Source organism: Candidatus Thiopontia autotrophica, assembly GCF_982804495.1.
Genome location: NZ_CEYDPX010000001.1, coordinates 50778 through 73465, shown reverse-complemented (window position 1 = coordinate 73465; position 22688 = coordinate 50778). Strand labels below are relative to the sequence as shown.

General features: G+C 47.8%; 22 protein-coding genes. 3 read left to right on the top strand and 19 right to left on the bottom strand.

All coding sequences use genetic code 11. From position 1 onward, the window contains the following. Positions 1-93 precede the first annotated feature (93 nt). Entirely contained in the window at positions 94-315 is a 222-nt protein-coding gene (locus tag AC3ZFK_RS00455) for a hypothetical protein (RefSeq protein WP_487506287.1), read from the top strand. Positions 316-374: 59 nt separating this feature from the next. Further along, positions 375-674 (top strand): hypothetical protein, encoded by a 300-nt coding sequence (locus AC3ZFK_RS00450; protein WP_487506286.1) that lies wholly within the window; start codon positions 375-377, stop codon positions 672-674. A 19-nt stretch (positions 675-693) separates the two neighbouring features. Here the strand turns inward: AC3ZFK_RS00450 and yaaA are convergent, their stop codons facing one another. From yaaA to ilvA, 5 genes are all read right to left on the bottom strand, one after another. After that, positions 694-1470: a peroxide stress protein YaaA gene (yaaA, locus tag AC3ZFK_RS00445; protein ID WP_487506285.1), complete on the bottom strand. Its 777-nt coding sequence runs from the start codon at positions 1468-1470 to the stop codon at positions 694-696. Continuing rightward, positions 1470-2630 carry a hypothetical protein gene (locus tag AC3ZFK_RS00440; protein ID WP_489433695.1) on the bottom strand — a complete coding sequence of 387 codons (1161 nt, stop codon included), beginning with the start codon at positions 2628-2630 and terminating at the stop codon, positions 1470-1472. Before AC3ZFK_RS00440 ends, yaaA begins: the two co-directional genes overlap by 1 nt. Continuing rightward, positions 2603-3808: a vWA domain-containing protein gene (locus AC3ZFK_RS00435; RefSeq protein WP_487506283.1), complete on the bottom strand. Its 1206-nt coding sequence runs from the start codon at positions 3806-3808 to the stop codon at positions 2603-2605. Before AC3ZFK_RS00435 ends, AC3ZFK_RS00440 begins: the two co-directional genes overlap by 28 nt. Then, positions 3805-4848 (bottom strand): AAA family ATPase, encoded by a 1044-nt coding sequence (locus tag AC3ZFK_RS00430; RefSeq protein WP_487506282.1) that lies wholly within the window; start codon positions 4846-4848, stop codon positions 3805-3807. Before AC3ZFK_RS00430 ends, AC3ZFK_RS00435 begins: the two co-directional genes overlap by 4 nt. A gap of 63 nt (positions 4849-4911) precedes the next feature. Next, positions 4912-6423, bottom strand: coding sequence for a threonine ammonia-lyase, biosynthetic (gene ilvA / locus AC3ZFK_RS00425; protein WP_487506281.1), 1512 nt, complete (start codon positions 6421-6423; stop codon positions 4912-4914). A gap of 73 nt (positions 6424-6496) precedes the next feature. Here ilvA and rpiA point away from each other — a divergent pair, with 73 nt between their 5' ends. Next, a complete protein-coding gene (gene rpiA, locus AC3ZFK_RS00420; RefSeq protein ID WP_487506280.1) occupies positions 6497-7162 on the top strand; it encodes a ribose-5-phosphate isomerase RpiA in 666 nt (221 codons plus the stop codon). A gap of 407 nt (positions 7163-7569) precedes the next feature. Here rpiA and AC3ZFK_RS00415 read toward each other — a convergent pair whose 3' ends face one another. The 14 genes from AC3ZFK_RS00415 to AC3ZFK_RS00350 form a co-directional block, all read right to left on the bottom strand. Further along, positions 7570-8943, bottom strand: coding sequence for an ATP-binding protein (locus AC3ZFK_RS00415; protein WP_487506279.1), 1374 nt, complete (start codon positions 8941-8943; stop codon positions 7570-7572). Beyond that, positions 8940-9650 carry a response regulator transcription factor gene (locus AC3ZFK_RS00410; protein WP_487506278.1) on the bottom strand — a complete coding sequence of 237 codons (711 nt, stop codon included), beginning with the start codon at positions 9648-9650 and terminating at the stop codon, positions 8940-8942. Before AC3ZFK_RS00410 ends, AC3ZFK_RS00415 begins: the two co-directional genes overlap by 4 nt. A gap of 279 nt (positions 9651-9929) precedes the next feature. Next, positions 9930-10073 (bottom strand): hypothetical protein, encoded by a 144-nt coding sequence (locus AC3ZFK_RS00405; protein ID WP_487506277.1) that lies wholly within the window; start codon positions 10071-10073, stop codon positions 9930-9932. Between the two features lie 122 nt (positions 10074-10195). Then, entirely contained in the window at positions 10196-10549 is a 354-nt protein-coding gene (locus tag AC3ZFK_RS00400; RefSeq protein WP_487506276.1) for an ArsR/SmtB family transcription factor, read from the bottom strand. A 14-nt stretch (positions 10550-10563) separates the two neighbouring features. Further along, positions 10564-10836: a hypothetical protein gene (locus tag AC3ZFK_RS00395; protein ID WP_487506275.1), complete on the bottom strand. Its 273-nt coding sequence runs from the start codon at positions 10834-10836 to the stop codon at positions 10564-10566. Positions 10837-11170: 334 nt separating this feature from the next. Then, complete coding sequence (locus tag AC3ZFK_RS00390; protein WP_487506274.1) at positions 11171-11344, bottom strand: hypothetical protein; 174 nt, start codon at positions 11342-11344, stop codon at positions 11171-11173. 218 nt (positions 11345-11562) lie between these two features. Next, positions 11563-15378: a DUF3683 domain-containing protein gene (locus tag AC3ZFK_RS00385; protein WP_487506273.1), complete on the bottom strand. Its 3816-nt coding sequence runs from the start codon at positions 15376-15378 to the stop codon at positions 11563-11565. Positions 15379-15620: 242 nt separating this feature from the next. After that, entirely contained in the window at positions 15621-16952 is a 1332-nt protein-coding gene (gene cobJ / locus AC3ZFK_RS00380) for a precorrin-3B C(17)-methyltransferase (protein ID WP_487506272.1), read from the bottom strand. Then, the gene (locus AC3ZFK_RS00375) at positions 16949-18094 is read right to left on the bottom strand and encodes a cobalt-precorrin 5A hydrolase (RefSeq protein WP_487506271.1); all 1146 of its coding nucleotides are present in this window, start codon (positions 18092-18094) and stop codon (positions 16949-16951) included. The genes cobJ and AC3ZFK_RS00375 overlap by 4 nt, the downstream gene beginning before the upstream one ends. Beyond that, a complete protein-coding gene (gene cobI / locus AC3ZFK_RS00370) occupies positions 18091-18849 on the bottom strand; it encodes a precorrin-2 C(20)-methyltransferase (RefSeq protein WP_487506270.1) in 759 nt (252 codons plus the stop codon). Before cobI ends, AC3ZFK_RS00375 begins: the two co-directional genes overlap by 4 nt. Before the next feature lie 14 nt (positions 18850-18863). After that, positions 18864-20162, bottom strand: coding sequence for a precorrin-6y C5,15-methyltransferase (decarboxylating) subunit CbiE (cbiE, locus tag AC3ZFK_RS00365; protein ID WP_487506269.1), 1299 nt, complete (start codon positions 20160-20162; stop codon positions 18864-18866). Continuing rightward, positions 20162-21268, bottom strand: coding sequence for a cobalt-precorrin-5B (C(1))-methyltransferase (locus AC3ZFK_RS00360; RefSeq protein ID WP_487506268.1), 1107 nt, complete (start codon positions 21266-21268; stop codon positions 20162-20164). Before AC3ZFK_RS00360 ends, cbiE begins: the two co-directional genes overlap by 1 nt. Next, entirely contained in the window at positions 21258-21941 is a 684-nt protein-coding gene (locus AC3ZFK_RS00355; RefSeq protein ID WP_487506267.1) for a precorrin-8X methylmutase, read from the bottom strand. Before AC3ZFK_RS00355 ends, AC3ZFK_RS00360 begins: the two co-directional genes overlap by 11 nt. Next, positions 21938-22687 (bottom strand): sirohydrochlorin chelatase, encoded by a 750-nt coding sequence (locus AC3ZFK_RS00350; RefSeq protein ID WP_487506266.1) that lies wholly within the window; start codon positions 22685-22687, stop codon positions 21938-21940. The genes AC3ZFK_RS00355 and AC3ZFK_RS00350 overlap by 4 nt, the downstream gene beginning before the upstream one ends. Position 22688 lies beyond the last annotated feature (1 nt).

Sequence of the window (22688 nt, the reverse complement as noted above, 5' to 3'; positions counted from 1 at the left end):
AATAATATTGACTTATTGATTGAATAATATATTGTTGCCGCAAGTCTGTTAATACAGGCTTATTTTCTTAACTACATAGAGAGGTTATTCGATATGTTTGATAATGCATTTTCTACCGTTGGTAGCGTTGTACGTGGACTTACTGGATTGTTAATGTCATTAATCGGGCTCGGCCTTTTAATCGAGGTTGTATTTGGTGCAGGGGCTCTTGGAATGCCCGGAGTTGTTGGGGGCATCGGCAACGTTGTATCCCAGTTCAGTGGAGTTAATGGTTTAATTACACTGATTGTACTTGCAGCATTACTTAACAGATAATCATCTTTAAGTAGACCCCCCTCTTCGGAGGGGGTGTTACAGACAAAAAGGCAGACACCATGAACAGTTCACCGATAAAAGAGACTATCAACCGTGCCACCTCATGGTTAAAAATTCTTACCGATTTTGGTGTCATGCTTATAATCACCTTCATAATTATTGATATTCTGTTCCCGGGGACAACCGGCATTATTGGAAACCTTACAGAAATAGTTCAAACCGCAACCGGATCAACTGCTGATACCACTACAGCCGCTAAATCTGGCTCTGAAGTTATCACAAACGGCAACAGTGATCGTGGACTGGTTGGACTTGTTGCTCTATTACTATTTTTATTTCTGCTACGCCGCGACAAATAGATATTTTCACCTGACTCAATCAGGGTCGGGCGGACTCTTTTCGCAAAAACAGTAACTGACCACTATCTGATCCCTCTTCCGAGAAGCGATATCCTGCGGCAGAAAAATCTTGCAACTGTTCCGCTCTATCCAGACGATTACGAATAACAAAATCACACATCATTCCACGTGCCTTTTTGGCATATATGCTAATAATTTTATACTGGCCATTTTTCTCATCCTTGAAAACAGGAGTAACTACAGGATAATCCAGCATCCCATCCACGGACTTGAAGTACTCGCTGGATGCCAAATTAATGATCTCCCCACCAGATATCTCTACATCACGATTAATCAATGAGGCACTCTCTCCACGCCAATAATCATACAAGTTATCCCCCTTACGATTTTTAAGCCTGGTACCCATCTCTAATCTGTGTGGCTGAATCATATCAAGAGGGCGCAACACCCCATACAACCCAGAGAGGATTCTTAAATGGGCTTGAGCATAATCAAAGTCTCTCTGCTCAAACGCTGTGGCAGCCATGCCTGCATATACATCACCCCTAAAGGCAAGAATCGCCTGTTTGGATCGTTGCTCTGAGGTGTCTGTTGTCCACCGTCTGTAACGTTCAAAATTCAGACGAGCAAGATTGTCACTTAATTTCATTAATCTCTTCAGATCACTCTCACTATACTGCTTCATAATTAAGGCAATGTACTCAGCCTTCCCTATCAGCTCTGGTTCCGAGAAGCCTATATCTGGTGCCACCTCTTCAAATTCAAGTTTTTTGGCTGGTGAAATCAGTAGTAACATTATTTTTGCAACGTCTCCAGATTAGCTCTTATCAACTCAAACAGCGGAGTCAGCTTTTTTCTGATAGAGCGCCCCACAGCTCCACTGTGCAGAACCATCCTAAATGAAACCTCCTCCCTGACACATGAGAGCAACATAACTGCCTGCATCATGTCCCGATATTCTGAATGGCTCTGTAACAGTTCCGCAACGGCCTTGATACTGCCATCATCAATCCACTCTCCAACCTGCAACTGACAGAGCTCCAGCGATCTCTCCTCAGTTGCAGGTATTCCGATATCAGAAAAGAGGGCACCAATGGCATTCATAAGGGCGTAAACAGAATCCTCATTTGCCACCTTGCCAAGTAACTCTATGGCCAGAGCGATAAATGTCTGCCCCTCGGAGGAGACAATGGTAATCATGGTTTTTGCAGCACTATTGCCACTATCAGACAGAGCTGCACACCCATCAACAATCTCCTGGTACCGAGGATGTGGCGCAACCAGATCAGGCAGTGACAAGGGGTTAGCCTGCAGAAATGCCACCTGATAAATACCCTTCCCACGCTCCTGACTTCGTCGCCATATCCGCTCAATCTGACCATCATCAAGTAGGCCGTCCTGCAGTAACAGGGACAAAATCAACAGCACCTCCTCTGTATCAGTAACAAACGCCAGATGCTCAACAAGAAACTGAGCGATCTCTCTACCCAGGCTACTGTTCACCACACAGGGGTGGCGCAACATATGCGTACCCTGCTCTGCCTGTTGTACCGTATTGGTAACAGTCCACCAGACATTATGTGCCAACTCAACATTCAGCCCCGAGGAGTTGGCTACCGCAACAACCGCTTCCGGATCGCCCAACAGAAGAAACTTGCCAAGATGCACCCCTCCCGTCTGCCCCATGCGACTCCACCGTTTAATATAGTTAGGATAACCCCCACTACTACCCAGAACATGTTCCGACAACATCTCACGAACATACCTCAGGTATTGATCATTATTACAGTTTGGAGAGAGCGGGATTGATGCCTCACCATTAGGCGTCAGTGCATACATTGTCATATGCGCCTCATCCAGACGGATAGCCTTGGGGCTGTTGTGCAGCATCACCTGAATACGCAACTGGTCTTCACTGGATAACGACATCAGTTCAACTGGATCCTCTCTCCCCACGGCACACACCCTCTACCCTTGATCAGCCATATCACCGGCAACTGTGGTGGATCTGCCGGGAACTTCCCCTCAGCATCAGTAAAGTAGAGCAAAATATCAGGCTGACTATCCTGTTGCTCAAGCCACCGAAAAACCGGGTTGAAACTGGTCCCTCTTCCACCCTTTATCAACTCAGATTGAACCTCCATAGGCTCCCATGGCTCGAATCTGACGGGCTCTCCAACAATCTCTTGATCACTCATCAACAGTGTAACCCCTGCACGAATCTGCCCCTTCAGGCCATTAATCTCGGAGACAAACTCCCCAATCTCGTCAATACTCACTGAGCCGCTGGTATCAATTGCGACCACAACATCAAGCTGCCCGCTTCTCAGGGATGGAAAAATAGCCCCGCTTCCCCTGCGTGATGAGGGACGGAGGTAACTGTAGTCATCTCGCGCTCGTGCTGTCATATAGTGAGCCAACATCATTCTCCATGGCAACCGAGGCTGGAGAAAGTGGTCAACCATCCTTGCCATGGCACCGTCCAGCTTGCCTGCCTGCATTGCCTGCTGTGCCGCCCCGGCGAGATGTTGCTGCCACTGGGTCTCCAGAGAATTTCTCTCCATTTCACCGAGAGGGGGTGGACGACCCGAGGCACCACTATAACCCCAACCGGAATTAGGTGTGCCAGAACCATGAGCATCGGAAGCATCCAGCTCAGAATCTGAACTGTCTGAAGTATCATCATGGTTATCATATAGATGCTGATCCAGTGTCTCCCGATCGTCATCCTCATCCAGCATTGGATATATCTCCTCTGCCGTCATCCCGTCAAAACTTTTCAGATATAGAACATCGTCTGGTGGAACCATATCCTCACCAATCAACATGGCATTTATGGCAAAGTCACACGCCACATCCCAGCGGTGTCTGTTTCTATGTTGACGGCGCGAAAAATGGGATAGCGCACAGTGCAGCGCATCATGAGCCAACATGAACTGAACCTGTTTGGATGTCAGCGCAGAGATATATTCAGCATTGTAATAGATAGAACGTGCATCTGTTGCTGTGGTTTTACACCAGCCTGGTGATGCCTCAACCAGCGGCAGACGCAATACAAGTGCCCCTAAAAATGGGCGCTCCAGAATCAATCTGGTACGTGCTGCACTCAACTTTGTATCAACTACCTCACTCATTCGTAGAGCATCACATCAGCGATCGCTTTCGCCCACTCTCCAAATTGTGGTACCGCAAACAGTTTCTCCCCAACCGCACGATGCAGATCAGAGACCAGCATTACCCCCATCTCACGCTGAGGAAAACGGCCAGCATAATCAAGAACATTGCCGAGCACACTCTCAAGCCTGTCGCTATCCCTTAACTTGATTGCACGGCCCACCAAGGCTGTTGCAACTGCATACTGCAGATCAATCTCCTTGGGGACATCAGCACCCTCTCCTGAAAGAATCATATCGAGATCAGGAAGGTTATGAAGATTTTCTATAAATGCCGCCAATTCAATGCCTGCAGCATTTCCCACACATCCCTGCAGCGCACCTCTCAACAACTCGCTGTTGGGCTCAAACTTGTTAAGTGCACGGTGGGCAAACTCCCAGGAGCGCGGAGATGGAAAAGCAACAGGATTATGGGCAGGATCAAAATCAAAAAGTAGCTCTGGTCTAAAACGGAGAAATGATATAACCCTCTCATCAACACCACTCTTCCAAGCCCAGCTAACCCAGTCATCAAGATTTACATCCACCTCATAATGGGAAAATCGATTCGCCAGAGGTGCCGGCATGGTATAGGTAACCCCCCTATCCCCCTGCCGATTGCCTGCCGCAAATATGGCCCAGCCATCTGGCACTCTATACTCGCCAAGCCTGCGATCGAGAATAAGTTGGTATGCTGCCGCTGATACTGTGGGTGGTGCAGAGGTTATCTCATCAAGAAACAGAATGCCGTGCTCACCATGACGAGAGGCATCAGGCAACAGAGCAGGAATAGACCACTCTACCAGGCCATCCTTGTTAAATGGGATTCCTCGCAGATCACTTGGCTCCATCTGTGAAAGTCGTATATCTACTACACGTCCATTCCCGCTCTCGGCTATCTGCGCCACCATCTGGGACTTGCCGACACCAGGCGGCCCCCATAGCATTACAGGTGTATGGTGGCCAGAGTCGGCACTTTGATACTCACGCTCCAGAATGGAGAGCAATTGTGCAGGTCTCATCTAACTATTCTCGCTATCATTAAATTGGCAGAATATCATACCAATTTAGTGAGGCTTTATCGACTAACTCAAAAAGAGCTTATAGACGGGATTCTCTGTCTCTTCCCAGTAGTGATACCCAAGATCATCAAGAAATTTCTGGAAATCTGCACGCTCTTCAGACGGCACCTGAACCCCGCACAGAACACGACCAAATGCTGCGCCATGGTTTCTGTAATGAAACAGACTGATATTCCAGGTACGGCCCAGATTGGTTAAAAACTGCAATAGTGCCCCGGGGCGTTCCGGAAATTCAAAACGATAGAGAATTTCATTATCAATACCAGACTGACGCCCCCCAACCATATAACGGACATGCAGTTTTGCTGCCTCATTGTCAGATAGATCCTCAACCGGATACCCCTTATCAACCAGACGTGAGATCAGATGATGTGGATCTTCTCCAGTGCCAAGCTGCACCCCAACAAAGATATGGGCATCTGCCTGGTCGGCATAACGGTAATTAAATTCAGTAATTTGACGTTTTCCAAGCAACTTGCAAAACCGTTTGAAACTGCCAGGACGCTCTGGAATTGTTACTGCAAGAACAGCCTCTTTGCGCTCCCCAATCTCTGCACGCTCAGCCACATGACGCAAACGATCAAAATTAATATTGGCACCACTATCCACCGCAATCAGTGTCTGCTTCTCTACACTATTCTGTTCTACATATTTTTTTAGCCCAGCTACAGCAAGTGCACCCGCAGGTTCGGCAATTGACCTGGTATCGTCAAAAATATCCTTGATAGCAGCACAGATCTCATCAGAGCTGACCAACACCACCTCATCCACCAGTTTGCGTGCCAGCCTGAAGGTCTCCTTGCCGATCTGTTTAACCGCAACACCATCAGCAAAAATACCAACCTGATCCAGCACCACCCGACGCTTGCTCTTCAGTGCATTATGAAGTGTTGGCGCATCTTCAGGCTCAACTCCTACTACACGAATATCCGGGTAGAGATATTTTAGATAAGCTGCCATACCGGCAATCAGTCCGCCGCCACCAACCGGGATAAAGACTGCATCAATCCTGCCCGCATGTTGACGCAGAATCTCCATTGCAATAGTTCCCTGCCCGGCAATCACCTCAGGATCATCATATGGATGAACCAGCGTCAGCCCCTTATCCTCAGAGAGCTCCAACGCCTTCTGGTAGGCATCATCATAGGCATCACCAAACAGAACTGCCTTGGCACCATACTTGCGCACCGCCTGCACCTTGATCTCGGGCGTAGTCTTGGGCATCACAATCGTCGCCTTAACACCCATCTGCTGAGCAGAGAGTGCGACCCCTTGCGCATGGTTGCCAGCAGATGCTGCGACCACACCACGCCTTAACTCCTCATCACTAAGGCTAGCCATCTTGTTATATGCACCACGCAACTTGAAAGAGAATACCGGCTGCAGATCCTCTCGCTTAATCAGCACATTGTTTCCTAAACGCTCGGACAGGCCACGCGCCTCTTCCAGTGGTGTCTCTCGTGCCACATCATAGACACGCGCCTTAAGTATTTTTTCAATATATTTTTTTGGCATGGCTCACAGTATACTTGTACAAAACCAGACAGCAAACAGACATTACATAAAACAGAACATGGAGAAATAGAATATGACTCAAGATGAGATGAAAAAGGCCGTTGCCGAGGCAGCACTGGAGCATGTAGTACCAGGAGAGATTATTGGGGTGGGCACAGGCTCAACCGCCAACTTCTTCATTGATGCTCTGGCCACTATAAAAAATCAAGTTAAAGGGGCTGTAGCCAGCTCTGAGGCCACAGCAGAACGTCTGCGTGGACATGGTATCGAGGTATTGGACCTCAACTCTGTCAGCAACATGTCTATCTATGTGGATGGCGCAGACGAATCCAACAGCCAACTCCACCTAATCAAGGGGGGTGGTGGTGCACTGACCCGTGAAAAAATTGTGGCAGCAGTTGCAGACAAATTTGTCTGTATCGCCGACGAGAGCAAACTGGTAGATGTAATGGGTGATTTTCCCCTTCCAGTCGAGGTGATCCCAATGGCACAGAGCTATGTTGCCCGCGAGATCATCAAACAGATTGGTGGACAGCCTGTACTACGTGAAGGATTCACTACAGACAATGGCAACATCATCATTGATGTCCGCAACCTCAAAATCATGGAACCTACAGTGGTTGAACAGAAGCTAAACAATATTGTTGGCGTGGTCACCAATGGGCTGTTTGCAATGCGTCCAGCCGACGTGCTGTTGTTGGGAACACCTAACGGGGTGCGTGCCATCAACCCTGAATAGATTCATCAAGTAAGCTCTATTCATGGTTGGAGATTGCTCTAGAGCCCGAAAACTAGAGCCCGAAAACAACCCAATTCTGCCCTTCAAATAATCATAAAATAATTTACGAACGGTCATCATACAGTAACATTGGTTTAGCATAATGGTCCCACGATTTGAGGTGGACTCCTAATTGTCCCTCCTCCTCCTCGGACTCTCCGGATAAACCTCAAATCTCAGGCCCTTCTCCCATAGATTGGCCTGAGACCCGTCAGTTATAGATATCACTGGCGGGTTTTTTTATGTCCGTAATCATCTGGTAACAATGTATTGATACTGTGGGGATGTTGTATGTAGCAATACAACAAGTTTCATGATACTTCCTTTGAAGCGACATTGCCTGCCCTGACTATGATGGGCAGGCTTTTTTATGCGACAGCCGGATGCTCCGCACTGTCAGTTGGAATGATCAGGCTTGCAATCACACTACCTCCACTCCTGTTTCTTAAGGAGAGGTGCATTCCATGAAGCTCGGCAAGCTGTCTGGCAATGGCCAGCCCAAGGCCGCTACCAAGATGTGAGTTACCTCTGGATTCATCCACCCTGTAGAATGGCTCAAACACAGTCTCAAGTAGCTCCTCTGGAATGTTGTCACCACCATTTTTCACCTCAACCTCAAGGTGTGATATTTGGTCACCTCTCTCCTTATGACAATAGACAGTGACCTCATGATCTCTCCCGAACTTGATGGCGTTCTCAATCAGATTACCAACCACTCTGCGGATTGCCGTTGAATTGGTCTTGATATGACAACATTTTCCCTGAGTGAAATTGATTGGTGTAGTGGAGGTTGCATATTGCTTGATCACACCATCTATAAGAACACCAAGATCAACCATCTGTATCTCTGATGACAGTGCGGCCTCTCCAAAATCCATTGAGCTGTCGATCAACTCGTCCATTACCTTGATGTCACTCTCTATCTTCTCAACCAGATCAGTATTATCTGGGCTTCTCAATAGCTCCAGATAGACCCTTATCCTGCTTAAGGGGGTACGCAGATCATGTGAAACCCCTACAAGAATGGTTGTCCTGTTCTTCAGTAGTGTCTGAATTCGTGAGGATAGCCTGTTTATATTCTTGATTAGGGATCGAATCTCTTTCGGGCCTTTTTCCTGAACAACACAGCACCCGTCTGGATGTTCAGTTTTGCCAAGATCATTTTCCAGGTCCCTTATTGGCTGGGTAATTTTCCTGGATGCCAGAACGGTCCCAGCCAGAGTAAATATTGTCCACAACACAAACAACAGAATTATGGACCAGCCAAAGTGAATGTGTGACCTCTTCTCACTGAAACCAATACGAATTACTTCACCATCCACATCAAGATCAACCCAATGGTAAGTTTCACCACTCTCTTCTACAGAGGTCAGTATTGAAAAATCACTACTATGAACTTTATCCCGAAGCATATCCCCGAGGTGGATCAAATATGGGTCAAATGAGACCATACTCTTCAGTGGGTTGCGATGGTCACCAAGAGTCAGCTTATTAGTTTCCAGTATAGATTGTACATAATCACTATCTCTTGATGTTCCATCTTTGAACCGATGGATAGAGCGTGCCGAGTTAATCAGAAGATCAGAAAAATCCCTGGCAGACTGGTCAACACTAGGATGAACAACAAGGGCTATGAATAGCAAGCCATTCAGAATAGCAACAATAAAAATTGTCCCTGCAAATATCAATGAACTTTGGCTTATTATTGAGCAGTTTTCCAGGCATCTCTCTAAGCGTTTCATTTGGTAACTTTATCGAGACTAAAGCGGTATCCAAATCCCCTGATTGTTATCAGAAAATCTGGGGAAGATGGATCATCCTCAATTTTTTTTCTCAGGCGATTGATACGAGCATCAATACTGCGATCCATTACATCCTGTTCATACGCATGTATCTGAGTCACAAGATAGTCTCTACTCAGTACCCTGCCCACTTTATCAAGAAAGATCTGCAATAAAACCGTATCTGCTGGACTAAGGTCAACCTCTTCACCATCTCTGACTAAGATATGTGATTCACGATTAAATTTGTTCTTTCCAAAGACCACCACTTTCTCTTCTCTATTCTGTTTTACCAGCAGTGACTCTCTGCTGCGGATCATTGCCTTGATTTTCTCCAGCAGCTCTCTTGGATCAAAAGGTTTTCTTAGGTAGTCGTCACCACCGCTTTGAAGACCAGCAACAACATCGTCTGTTCTGGTAAGGGCAGATACGAATAGAATTGGTATGGTATTTCCAGATCCACGAATGTGGCTAGCGACATCCAAGCCACTACCATCAGGCAGCATTACATCAAGTATTATCAGCGCAGGATTCTCCCTGGATAGAATATCCTCTACCTCAGAACCATACTCTGTCAAGATCACTGCAAAGTTGTTTTCTTCAAGAAGAGTGCGGACAGCACCAGCCAATCCACAGTCATCCTCAACGATAAGAATTTTTTTATCCATGCCCATCCTCCATCCAGCGCTATAAAGCACCTTCATGGTTCCCTTCCCCTGAGGGTAGTTCATAAAAACCTAATGTAAAGATTTTATTGAATATTAATGTGTCTTTGACCAATATCCATATTCGTTATAGATATAAATCAATAAATCACAATGTAATAATAGCGATTGTTTGTTACCAAACTGTTACCACAACCAACCAAAACCCAACATATGGTTTATCTATTGAGCGCTCTATCAACCCATTCGATGGCCACAAACAGGCCGAACTGCGTGTTTTCTCTACAACGATATCCCAAGAATAACGAATGGGTGAATGGCTAAAATTGCAAACATCGAGAACATAAGCAGGGCAGCCAGAACAACCAACCTTTCACTAATGGGATCAAGTAGTGCCTTGAAACGGTTTTTACCTGTTTTTTTCATAATCAATCCTTGTCTATGAAAATTTCAGACCACAGTCTAATCTATGACTGTTACCGCATGATGACCATATATAGATATATCCGTGAGCCTGAACACCACTTTTGACAATAACTCGAGATGCCCTAGACAACGAGCATTTTTACGATGCCGAGGTCTATATCCTCATTTTGGTTATCGCAGAACACCTTCTTTACCTGGCTCAAGAGCGGCAAAACCTCTACAGGATCAACGGAACAATAGACCTTATTATGTACACGCCTGGATTGAATTACGCCAGCTTTTCTTAGAGTCTCAATGTGCTGGGATATGTTGCTTTGGGTGGTACCAACAGATGCCAGAACATCACTAACTGTTTTTGCTTGATCACCCAGATAACAGAGTATCTTCAGTCTGGTTGGATGGCTCATGGCCTTTAATACGTCAGAAACTCTCTCCATCTCTGTTGCATTTAGTAGCATTTCAGTTTTATCTGTCATGCCTATCACCCAAGCTAACTAGACAGATAACCATCTTTTGGATCACTGACGCCACGCATGCTGGGAAAGGTCTGCTTCTCAAATTTTTCTGCAATTCTGCGTATGCAGATGACACACCCCTCTTTGCCCAACAACACATCAGAAAATTTCTTGTTTACTTTATGCCCAAACTGATCTGAAATCTCCACCTCTTCTTTCGTGGGTAGTACACGAGCCTTTAGGCCGAACTGATTCAGCACATTCCAAAAATCAACAAACCCCTCAATATCATATCCTGCAGCTCTCATCTCACTCCTCCTCAACACAACAAAATCCTTAACAGTCACTCATTACAGCGCTCGATCGAGTAACATTGCTTCTCATGGTATGATAAGAATTACGTATATGTCAATTAGCACAACTCTTAATTGACATAGCTCATGATAGTTGTTTGCAATGACCAATCAATCTACACAAGGGATTGCAAGATGGGGGATTACAAGCAGTTATTGAGTGACCAGTCTGACTTATTGGTTGATCTTTCAGTCATCAGGAATAGATGTAACAGGGGTTCCTTTACAATCCCTCAGATGGTGAATGAGCTGAGGTTAAGCTGGTAATAGAGATCGTAAAAATCCCTACTTAACGCACATTAAATAAAGATGTGAGGGTTCCACTGAGCCGGGACTCATCTCTTTTTTTCGACAATTCTCTGTAGCTCTCCTGCTTTTCTCTATTTTCAGCAAATATTTTCTCAAGCTGTTTTTTGAGCGCAGCAGACTGCTCTGTATTGGCGTGGCGTCCCTGAATATTCATCTCTATTTCCTTTAGCTAGGGATTAAACTTGGTGTCCCTCTCCACCAAAGTTTCTACGCCTCCTCCAGTGGCGGGACACTTTTAACAATACACAATATTTTGAGGGAAGTTATGACAAACTAATGTGTCATAACCCAAGAAAACAGTCTGATACGACGGTCTCTTGCCAAGCCAGTGTCTATTTGCATGAGAGCCGGGGAGCCTTTGATTTAGTCATCCTAGAGCAGCACCTGCTCCATCCCGCCTCCATTTACCCTGTCCAGAAACTGCTGTTGCCACTGGTCACCATGCAGCTTTTTCACTATCTCAACCACCAGATAGTCTACTTTCAATCCCGTGCTCTCTTGATAACGGATCAACCCCTGCTGGCAAGATGGGCAGGAGGTGAGAATTTTTTCTACGCTGCTGAGCCCGCTGATATCCTTTTTCAGCTCCTGCTCTTTTCTGAACTTCACCTGAGTTGCAATATCGGGACGGGTAACGGCAAAGGTTCCGGACTCGCCACAGCAGCGATCTGATAGCTGCACCTTAGAACCGGTCAGCCCCGATGCCACCTGGATTGAGTCAAACTGCTTCATTGGGCTATGACAGGGATCATGGAATAGATATTTTTCACTGTTCTCTTCCAGCTTGACCCCCTTCTTCAGCAGATATTCATGGATATCAAGCAGACGACAGCCGGGGAATATCTTCTCAAACTCGTACTGCATCAGCTGATCCATACAGGTGCCGCAGGATACCAGTACAGTTTTTATATCAAGGTAGTTGAGGGTGTTGGCGATACGATGGAAAAGGATGCGATTACCCATCGAGATCTGGTGCCCCTTCTCCTCATCACCAGAGGCACGTTGCGGATAGCCACAACATAGATACCCAGGAGGAAGGACTGTCTGCACATCCAGCGCATAGAGCATGCTAAGTGAGGCCATCTCCACCTCCCCGAAAAGGCGCTCGGAGCCACAGCCAGGAAAGTAGAAAACTGCCTCTGACTCTGTTGATGTGGTCTCTGGGTTTCTTAACACTGGGATATAGCGACGATCTTCTATGCCCAGTAGCGCTCTGGGGCTCTTCTGTGACATGCTCCCCGGCATAGGCCGATGGAAGAAGTGAACTACCTGACTCTTGATCTCCGGTTTGCCGGTTGTGGCAGGGGGACGCTTCTGTCGTTGCAGCAGCCCTGAGCCACGCATAAGCTGATGACCCAATCTCTGTAGTGCATAGCTCCATGTCACCAGCCCGGTACGCATAATCTTGATCAGACGGGGATCGGTTACATTGAGAAACTGCATAGAGATCCAACCTACCGGCTTGAACCACCGTTTGCGTTGACGTTTGAGGATGGTACGCATCTGTACAGTGACATCACCAAAATCAATATTGACCGGACATGGTGTTACGCAACGATGACAGATGGTGCAGTGGTCTGCCACATCATTCATCTCCTCAAAGTGGCGCAGCGAGATACCACGACGGGTCTGCTCCTCATAGAGCACCGCCTCAATCATCAGGCCAGTTGCAAGAATCTTGTTACGTGGGGAGTAGAGCAGATTGGCTGCCGGAACATGGGTGGTACAGACCGGTTTGCACTTGCCGCAGCGCAGGCAGTCCTTGACCATCTGGTTGAGGCTACCCAGATCATTAGCCTCCAGGATCAGCGCCTCCTGTGCCAACAGCTGCAGTGAGGGGGTGTAGGCATCCTCCAGCCCGGAACCGGCCATGAGCTTGCCACGATTGAAGTGCCCCTCTGGATCCACACGCTCCTTGTACCCCTTGAAGGCATCAATCTCTTTCTGATTCAGATAATGGATCTTGGTCAGGCCGATCCCATGCTCCCCCGAGATCACCCCACCCAGTGATTGGGCCAGCTCCATGATGCGGTCCACAATCCGCTCCGCCTCCTGCAGCATTTCATAGTTATTGGAGTGGACAGGAATGTTGGTATGGACGTTTCCATCACCTGCATGCATATGGGTGGCCACGAAGAGGCGGCGAGATTTTATCCTGGAGTGCAAGAGGTCAAACTCGTCTCTTAATTTAACCATCTCCTGACCGGAGAATATCTCCTTTAAAGGATGCTCTATCTCTCTCTTCCATGAGACTCTGAGATCACGGCGTTGTAGCAATCTAAACAGTGTGCGTGATTCAGAGAGATCTGGATCGCGCTCAATTTGGAGAGACCCATAACTGTTATCCATATTCTGTAACAGCAGGCTCCAACGTGTTTTTATCTGATCTATCAGTTCATTTGCAGCACTCTGTTTCGAGACCAGAATCTGCTGATGCTCCTCACTGTTATCACCTTGTGCCGTATGTCTGTTTATCTTCTTGATCAGCTCCTGAAGCTCATCAAGGCCACTCAGTTTGTTCTGGATAGATTGCTCAATATTTATCCGCTCTATACCATCCCCATAGTCAGCCAGGCGGTCCAGTGGAATTACCACATCCTCATTAATCTTGAATGCATTGGTATGGGCGGCAATTGCAGCTGTTCTGGATCTATCCAGCCAGAAATTTCTACGAGCCTCAGAGCTAACAGCAATAAATCCCTCTGCTCCACGCCTCTCTGCAGCATCAACCACAGAGTTAATTACATCCGTTAGCAGCTCATCACTCTCGCCACCAATATCGGCAAGCAGCACCATCTTTGGCAGATCTGGCCGCGCCGCCTTGGTGCTGTACTGGACAGCTTTCACATAACGCTCATCAAGGTGCTCTAGCCCAGATAGAACCACGCCTCTACTCTGCTTAATGATATCTATGGTTTCAACAATAGCAGGCACTGCTCTGTGCAGATCAGGATCAAAGAACTCGAGACAGAGGGTTCGTAGCTGCGGTGACTGTTTATGTAGCACAAACAGAGCTGATGTTATCAGTCCGTCGCAGCCCTCTTTTTGTGCACCCGGCAGACCTGCCAGAAATTTGTTTGTAACATCCTTGCCAAGTCCTGGCTTGCGCATCTGCTCTGATGGAATCTGCAGGATCTGTGGTTCACTCTTCTCTGTGATCCCATCTTTTTCAAAGAGCTGAATCCTGAATTCCGCATATGGCTGATCATGCAATTTCCCCAGATTATGGTTCAGCCTCTCTACCGCAAGCCACTCTGCCTGGGGTGTGACCATCTTCCAGGAAACAAGATTATCCAGTGTTGTGCCCCAGCGTACTGCCTTTTTGCCTCCGGCATTCATTGCAATATTGCCGCCAATGGTTGAGGCATCCTGTGAGGTTGGATCAACTGCAAAAGCAACTCCAGCAGCCTCTGCCGCCTCGCTTACCCTCCGGGTAACTACTCCAGACTCTACCTCGATGGTTGCTACAGGTTTGTCTACGCCCTGAATTTTGCGTTCAACAACCTGCCCCAGCTTCTCAAGTCGCTCAACATTGATAACAACACTATTGGCCTCAAGAGGTACGGCACTACCTGTATATCCTGTGCCTCCGCCTCGAGGAATTATGGTCAAAGCAAGATCAATGCAGGCCTCAACAACATCCCTGACCTCTTGTTCACTATCCGGGGTAACCACCAGAAACGGAAGCTCTACACGCCAGTCTGATGCATCAGTAGCATGAGATACACGGGCAAGACCATCAAACTGAATATTATCTTTTCTGGTAATGCGAGAGAGTCTCTTGAGAGTGCGCCTGCGCATCTCGGCCTGACAGCTGACCCATGACCTGAACTCATCAACCGCCTCTCTGCTCTTCTCTGCCAATTGAAGCGCAAGCTCATTACCATCGGCGCGGCTTACAATCTGATCCAGACGATGGTTGAGTGCATCAACAAGAGCGTTACGTCGACCTACGTTCTCAATCAGGTCGTCCTGAATGTATGGGTTACGACGTACGACCCAGATATCACCCAACACCTCAAACAGCATGCGCGCAGAACGTCCCGTCTGGCGCTGCCCTCGCAGTTCATCGAGCACATGCCACATCTCCTCTCCCAGAAAGCGAATAATAATTTCTCTATCTGAAAAAGATGTGTAGTTGTATGGAATCTCACGAATTCTGTGAGCTTGATGGATGGTCCCAGTCATAGGAGCATATGATACCGCAGGGAGGGGAAGTCAAAAAATAAAAACGGCTTCTGAAATCTCTTTCGGAAGCCGCAATATTGCCCTTTAATTATTATTATTGTATTTCGTCTTATTTTTCTTATTTTGCCGATACTGTCAGGTGTCCTCCAATATGCGGACAGCCAATATAATCATTAAGAAAACAGTTGTCAACCTATTGTTTTTATTATCGTTTTATAAGAATATCCTGATATTCTGGTTAATTACCTGGCCAGTCTCCCCCAACTATCCTTAAACATCTTCTCACAATCAGTATTGAATGATTCCTCCCCCCTGACCAGCAGGATATGAAACAGAAGATCTCCATACCCATTCAAAAAATAGAGTCCTCGCTGATTATCCCCTCTTGTGGAGAACCATACCTGAGCAACCTCTGCCCAATTAATATGAAGATGGAAATTATCATGCTCCAGGTTTAGCCAATCACCACGCCGTTCAAATTCAAGATTCTCAACCAACAGCTCTGATACTGCGCCGGCATCAGAGCGAACCACAACACGTAATTTTCCCCACTTCTCTGCAGATTGGAGAGCCTTGAGATGGTTTGCAGGGTCAACCATTGCTACCTCAAACAGGCCTGCCCTATCACCATCTGTCTGCATCTGTATAGCATCAAGGATCTCCCCCACCGGCCGCTTAAAATAGGTTGATGCCGCCCGCAAGGTGGCCTTTTGGTTTTCACTCAACCACTCTCGCACTACAGCCCCCCAACCATCAAGCCCCATACTTAACGAGTGGCCCGCCTTCTCTCCATCCCTAACATCACCAGTAAGAGCGTCATATTTATTTGAGTAGCCCCGCGGTGTCACCATCAGACCATGATTAACAGTAGTTGTATGGTTACCAACAAGCACTGTGGTCAACATGCCAATTTTGTAGTCAGCCATTTTGGCTAGTGTAGTTATCTGGATATCTTCCAGTGCACGATATGCCGACTTGACTATAGCCACGGGGGTTTCAGGATCCCGGTAACGCAGAAGTATTTTTTGAGCCTCGACAATCTGCTGGGTACGACGCCCACTCTTTGGGTTATAGAGGGCAACCACAAAATCACTGGAAGCTGCCGCCTCCACCCGGTTGGCAATGGTTGGCCAAGGGGTGAGCAGATCGGAAAGCGAGATCGAACAGAAGTCATGTGTCAGTGGCGCCCCAACCAGAGAGGCACAGGCAGATAGCGCTGTCACTCCAGGAACCACCTCAACCTTGATGTCGTCGTTACCCGGCATCCATCCAGACTGAAACAGAACCTCATAGGTTGGCCCTGCCATACCATATACACCTATATCACCTGATGAGATCAGGGCAACTGTCTTCCCCATTTTTGCATGCTCATAGGCCTCGATACTGCGATCAACCTCCTCGGTCATCCCCTTTTTGATAACCTCCTTGCCGTCCAGCATCCCTTTTACCAGTTTGATGTAGGTGGAGTACCCAATCACAACATCCGACTCTTCAATGGCCTGACGTGCCCGGAGAGTCATGTTGGCTTGATCACCCGGACCAAACCCAACCATCAATATTTTTCCTCTGCTCATCCCTGTTCCTTTATCTCAACAACAGATATCGTGGCATTTTTTCCATCCTTGCCACGATACTTGTATTTTTCTATCAGCAGGTCATCCATCGTGGTCTCTGCCGCCAATATTGCAGCAGCCTCTGCCACTGCCGGGGTACCCATGTATTTCATTACCACATCCGAGGGGTTTGGAACCTCGACCTCAGAGAGCTGCTCTGCAGAAAAGTAGGTACACCTCCACCCATGGCTATCTGCCAATTGCAGGAGCGCAACCTCATCACTCTTCTTATCAATTGTTGCCATACCATCAACCTGATCATGGCTGGCATTTATCTGTTTCAGAGCGTTAGAGAGTGCGGTCTCAACAGTTTCGAGCGGGGTATTACGATCACATCCAACACCCAACATTAATCTCCTGGGTGGGCGATAGACAACCAGCCTCTCGTCCAACTGATCCCAAACAGCAGCTGGAATATCCTGATTTGTTACCCAGAGCAGCGACTTTATCTGGGTGAGATCAACATCCTCAAAACTGTCAAACAGATGAATATTTGCAGGAAGTGCGCTATCCCTTCTCCACCAATCTCTGCTCCCCGCCTCTTGCACAAAAGCAATTGGCTCCTCGTTCACCACATCCGCCGAGACCCGGGTTATGTTTATTTTGGGTGCCTCTATCTTCCACCCCAACTCACGACCAAGAATATCAACTGGGATGGTTTTCCCCACATCCGATGCTGTGGTTACAACTGCTGTTGCCTGCAGTATGGATGCAATCTTTTCCGCATACTCGTTTGCCCCCCCAACATGCCCAGAGAGCACCGGAATAACAAACTTGCCGGCATCATCAACCACCACGATGCCCGGATCCTCATCCTTCGATTTAAGGTGAGGCGCCGCAAGACGCACAACCGCTCCAAGAGAGACAAAAAACAGCAGTTGATCGAATGATTCCATCAAACTTGCCATCTGGGCACGCATGGCCCCCTGGTAGATAATCTTATTACAGTCAACTGACTCAACCTCTGACGCAAACTTCCTGGAGGTTACGACAGTCAACTCCTCTATATCCGAGGAGACCATCTTGGCAGCCAGTGCAACCATCTGACTAACACCATGCTTGGTGATTGCAATCAGCGCTACCCGTGGCGATACCACACTCATCTTTTTCTGCATCCTCTTTTGATCTCGCCTTTAACCCTGCCTGGATTCTTGACCAGAAGAAGAGAGAGGTAGTTAACCTTCTCTCCACGCAGGGTGCGGAGATCATGCACAACTCTCTCATCTGGCGCTCCTACACGCTCTACAAAGACAGAGCTCTCCAACAGCCCTCTGCTCTCAAGCATCTCTATCAGATCGTCCATCAGTGGCTTAACCTTCATCAACACCAAACTATCGAAATCATCCAGCAACTTCTCTACTGTGGATACGCCGTACCCTGCAGGCAGGATGGCCATGGTGTCATCAACCTCTGCAATCGGCAGCTGTACCGAGGCGGCAGCAGCATTAAATGAGGAGACCCCAGCAATAGTCTCAACCTCTACATTCTCATCCAGCCCCTTAACGCTCTTTGCCAGGTGACCGAAGGTAGAATAGGTGGATGCATCACCCTCAACCAGAAACAGTACATCCTTGCCCCTGTTGAGAATATCCAGAACCGTCTTAGCGGCCCGTAGCCAGGCCTTTGATAACTTCTCGAGATCATGAGTCATGGGAAAAACAAGTCTGGTATGCTCTTCTGGCATCTCCAGTCCTGAGCGCTGCACAATACCAAGCGCAAAACTGTCACTCTTTTCATTGCGTGCAGGATAGGTCCATACCATCTCTGGATTGCTCAACAACTCCCACCCTCTTCTGGTAATCAACCCCGGATCACCCGGGCCCACAGATACTCCTATCAGCTTTCCCTGCTTGCTCATTCCACTACTCTCTACTATTTACTGTTCTGTTGTTTCCTGGCCGAGACGATCCATACCGGATTCTCTGCCTGCATTCGATGCATCTCCAGAATAGGAGAGCTGCGTGACGCCTGCATCTGGGTTACATCCCACTCTGCACCCTCCTGCTTCAATACTGCTGTAACCTCTGCAAGATTCTCCAGAGTGACAAAGTTCATGACCAGCCACCCACCAGGCCTCATTCTATGTAAAATTTTTCTGACCAGAAGCTCAAGATTTCCACCACTGCCACCAATAAATACTGCGTTCGGATCCGGCCACCCATCAATTCCGGATGGTGCCTTATCAACCACAAGGGTGTAATTGGTAATCTGCAGACGTTTTCTGTTTTCACGTACATTCTCTGCATCAGCCTCATTCTTCTCAATGGCATAAACATGCCCGCCAGATGCAACTCTTGCAGCCTCAAGGCCAACTGACCCCGATCCAGCCCCGATATCCCATACCACACTATCTGCAGACAACTGCATTCTGGCCAGTGACAGAGCTCTTACCTCACGCTTTGTGATTAGCCCTCTGTCAGGCCTTCTCTGGGAATACTCACTATCCTCGATGCCAAACAGAGGAAGCAACGAACTCTCCTCATCCAGAGAACTGTCCCTCCACAACAGCATGATATTCATATCCGAGAACTTCTGTTCTGCGCTATCTTCAATAGAGATTGGCCCCACCAGATTTTCACCACTCTGCAGCAGATTCTCTGCAACCGCCATCTGCCATCCGTTACTGAACCCCTCCATCAACATCATGCGTGCAACTCTGTCCGGACTGTTTGCTGAACTGGTAAAGACAATCAGCAGTTGCTCGCCTCTTATCTTTTGCAACAACTTGTAGAGACCATGCTCAGGATCCGGCTCCTCTACCCACTCCCCTGCATCAGCACCATGGATGGAGCATATTGATGCAGACTGCCAGGCGATACCAAAACGTGAGCAGGCCACCTGTAGAGTGGAGATATTGGGAATAATTTCACACTTTTCCATACCAAGTTTTGACGCCAGATAGCTCCCTATTCCATGACAGAGAGGGTCCCCTGTTGCCAGCACTATAACTGATCTGGAATCATCAAGAGCATCATCTATCCACTGAGGCACCTGACTGAATTTTCCTGTCATATTCCTCTGCTCCGATCCCTCCTTGAAATTATTGGAGAGCAGAGCAAGTAAGCGACTACCGGCAATCACCAGATCTGCATTGGCAATCAGCTGCTGCTGGCTTTCGGCAAGACCACTAAAGCCGTTATCCAGAACTCCGATCACTCTACATCTGTCCATTAATTTATCTCTTTGAAAGCTTGAGCAAGGGGGTTTCCATCAAAATCACAAACCAAAACCTTGATGGAGAATTTACCCGGATAGCGTCCCGACAGGGTTGCGATAACCTTTTCTGCCAGGGCATGGTGGAACTGCGCCGTAAGACCAATCTCCTCCATACGCTCACTAGCGAAACGTGCAGTGTCTGCATCGCGAATCTCATCACATATCTTCTGCTCTACCCCAAGTTTGGCAGCCAGATCTGCCAACAACCCTGTGTTGACTGCATTTCTGTTTGCGTGGGTAATAGTTTCACCCTGCGCCATCTTGGTCAGCTTGCCAACCATACCTCCAATCACCACATGCGCTATACCCTGATCAACTACCGTATCAAGTGCATAACTCAGAAAGTCACCCATCTGTACAAAGCAGGACTCATCCAGCTCAGGAAGTGATCTGATCACAAATTTTTCAGTACGGCCTCCGGTAGTCAGAACAACTGTATCCTGCCCTTGCCTTGCAGCCACCTCAATCCCCTGAATAACACTTGCCCTGAATGCTGCAGTCGAATATGGGTGAACAATTCCCGTTGTGCCAAGAATTGAGATGCCACCAAGAATGCCCAGACGGTGATTCAGAGTACGTTTAGCGCGCTCCTCACCATCCGGCACCGAAATTATTATCTCAATACCAGCTCTCTTCAATAGTGCTGAACCAACCTCACGAATATTTTCCTCAATATTCTTTCTTGGGGTTGGATTAATTGCAGCCTTGCCGACCTCAAGCCCTAGTCCGGGACGAGTTACAGTACCTACTCCAACCCCACCCAATAATTCAATAACCCCAGAACTACTCTCTAGTATCCTGACATCTGCTGTCATATGGGCCTTGTCTGTAACATCAGGATCATCGCCCGCATCTTTTACCACCACCGCATGCGCACTATCCGGGGTTACCGCACCATCGATAACTGGAAAGAGAACACGTTCACCGTTTGGCAGAAGAGCCTCCACCTCATCAGGCACCTCACCACTAATCAATCCAATTACTGCAGCACGTGCCGCAGCAGCAGAATTTGCCCCTGTGGTATATCCCTTGCGAGACCCCTTTTTCTTGTTACGCTGCATCTTTCCTCTGTGCTGCTTCTGCCAATGCAAGCAGCGCATGGAGCGCGGCAACCACCAGGGTTGAACCGCCCTTTCTTCCTCTGGTGATAATCCATGGCACCTCTGAGATCTGGCTCAGATCCTCTTTTGACTCCTCTGCAGAGACAAAGCCTACAGGCATACCAACAATAAGTGCCGGACGTACACCGTCCTCACGAATCATCCGATTAACCTCAAGCAGTGCAGTTGGGGCGTTGCCAATTGCAACAATTCCCCCATCAATCAGGCCAAGACGATTGGCCTTGCGCATGGATTGCACAGCACGTGTCGTATTCTCGCTACGCGCCTGCTCAATTACATCATCATCAGAGATAAACTGCTGCACTGTTACCCCAAAGTGGCCTAGTCGCGGTCTGGAGAGTCCAACGCATATCATCTCCACATCAGCCACCACTGATCCACCAGAGAGAATTGCCTGCAGACCGGCCTTTACCGCATCAGGGTGGAAACCGGTCAGACCATTAAACTCGAAATCTGCAGTGGCATGGATCATACGGCGCACAACCTGCCACTGTTCACTATTGTAGTCTCGTGTCCCAGCCTCCTGATCCACAATCGAGAAAGAGTCATGTTCAATCTTCTGCCCAGCCTGGGTCAGCTGCTCGGTTACAATATTTTGTCTCTCTTTACTCATCTCTGCGCCTCAATTACTCTCTGATCCAGCAGATCAAAGATCTCATTTTCAAATCCAAAATAGTTGCCTAATCCAAACTCAACCTCTGGAAACTCTTTTCTCAACTTCTCAACCTGTCCACGAATACGCTCTATCAATGTTCCAGTAAAGAGATAGTAAGGAAGTATAGCAACATGGGTCATCCCGGCAGCCATCTGCCGCTGCACAACATCCTCCAGTTTTGGAGAGGTAATTCCAGTAAATGCCAGCTCAACCTGCTTAACCTCACTCTCCTCATATAACCAGCGCGCCATCATCGCCATCTCTCCATTGGCATGACGATCTGAAGATCCTCGTGCCAATAGCACCACCCCTGTCTTTGCCGGATCTGGCGACTCCATATCGGCCAACACATTGTGCAGAGAGCGTTTCAGAATATCCAGAATTTTGTCATTTACCCCTAGATGCTTTGCATAACGGAACTCCCTGTCCTGGAATTTTTCTGCCGCCTCGCTGATAAACTCCGGAATCTCCTCCTTCACATGGCCTGCCGCATTAAGAATAAGTGGGACCACAATAATCTTCTCTGCAGATTGTGCCGCCTGCTCCAGCCCTTCTGCAATCAGAATATCAGCCAGCTCAATAAAACAGAGATCAATATCCCACTCTCTGTTGCGGTTACGCCACTGTCCGGCAAACTTCTCTATCTCCTGGTTACCGGCCACACTCCTTGAGCCATGACCAACCAGCAATATCTTCTCTCTCATG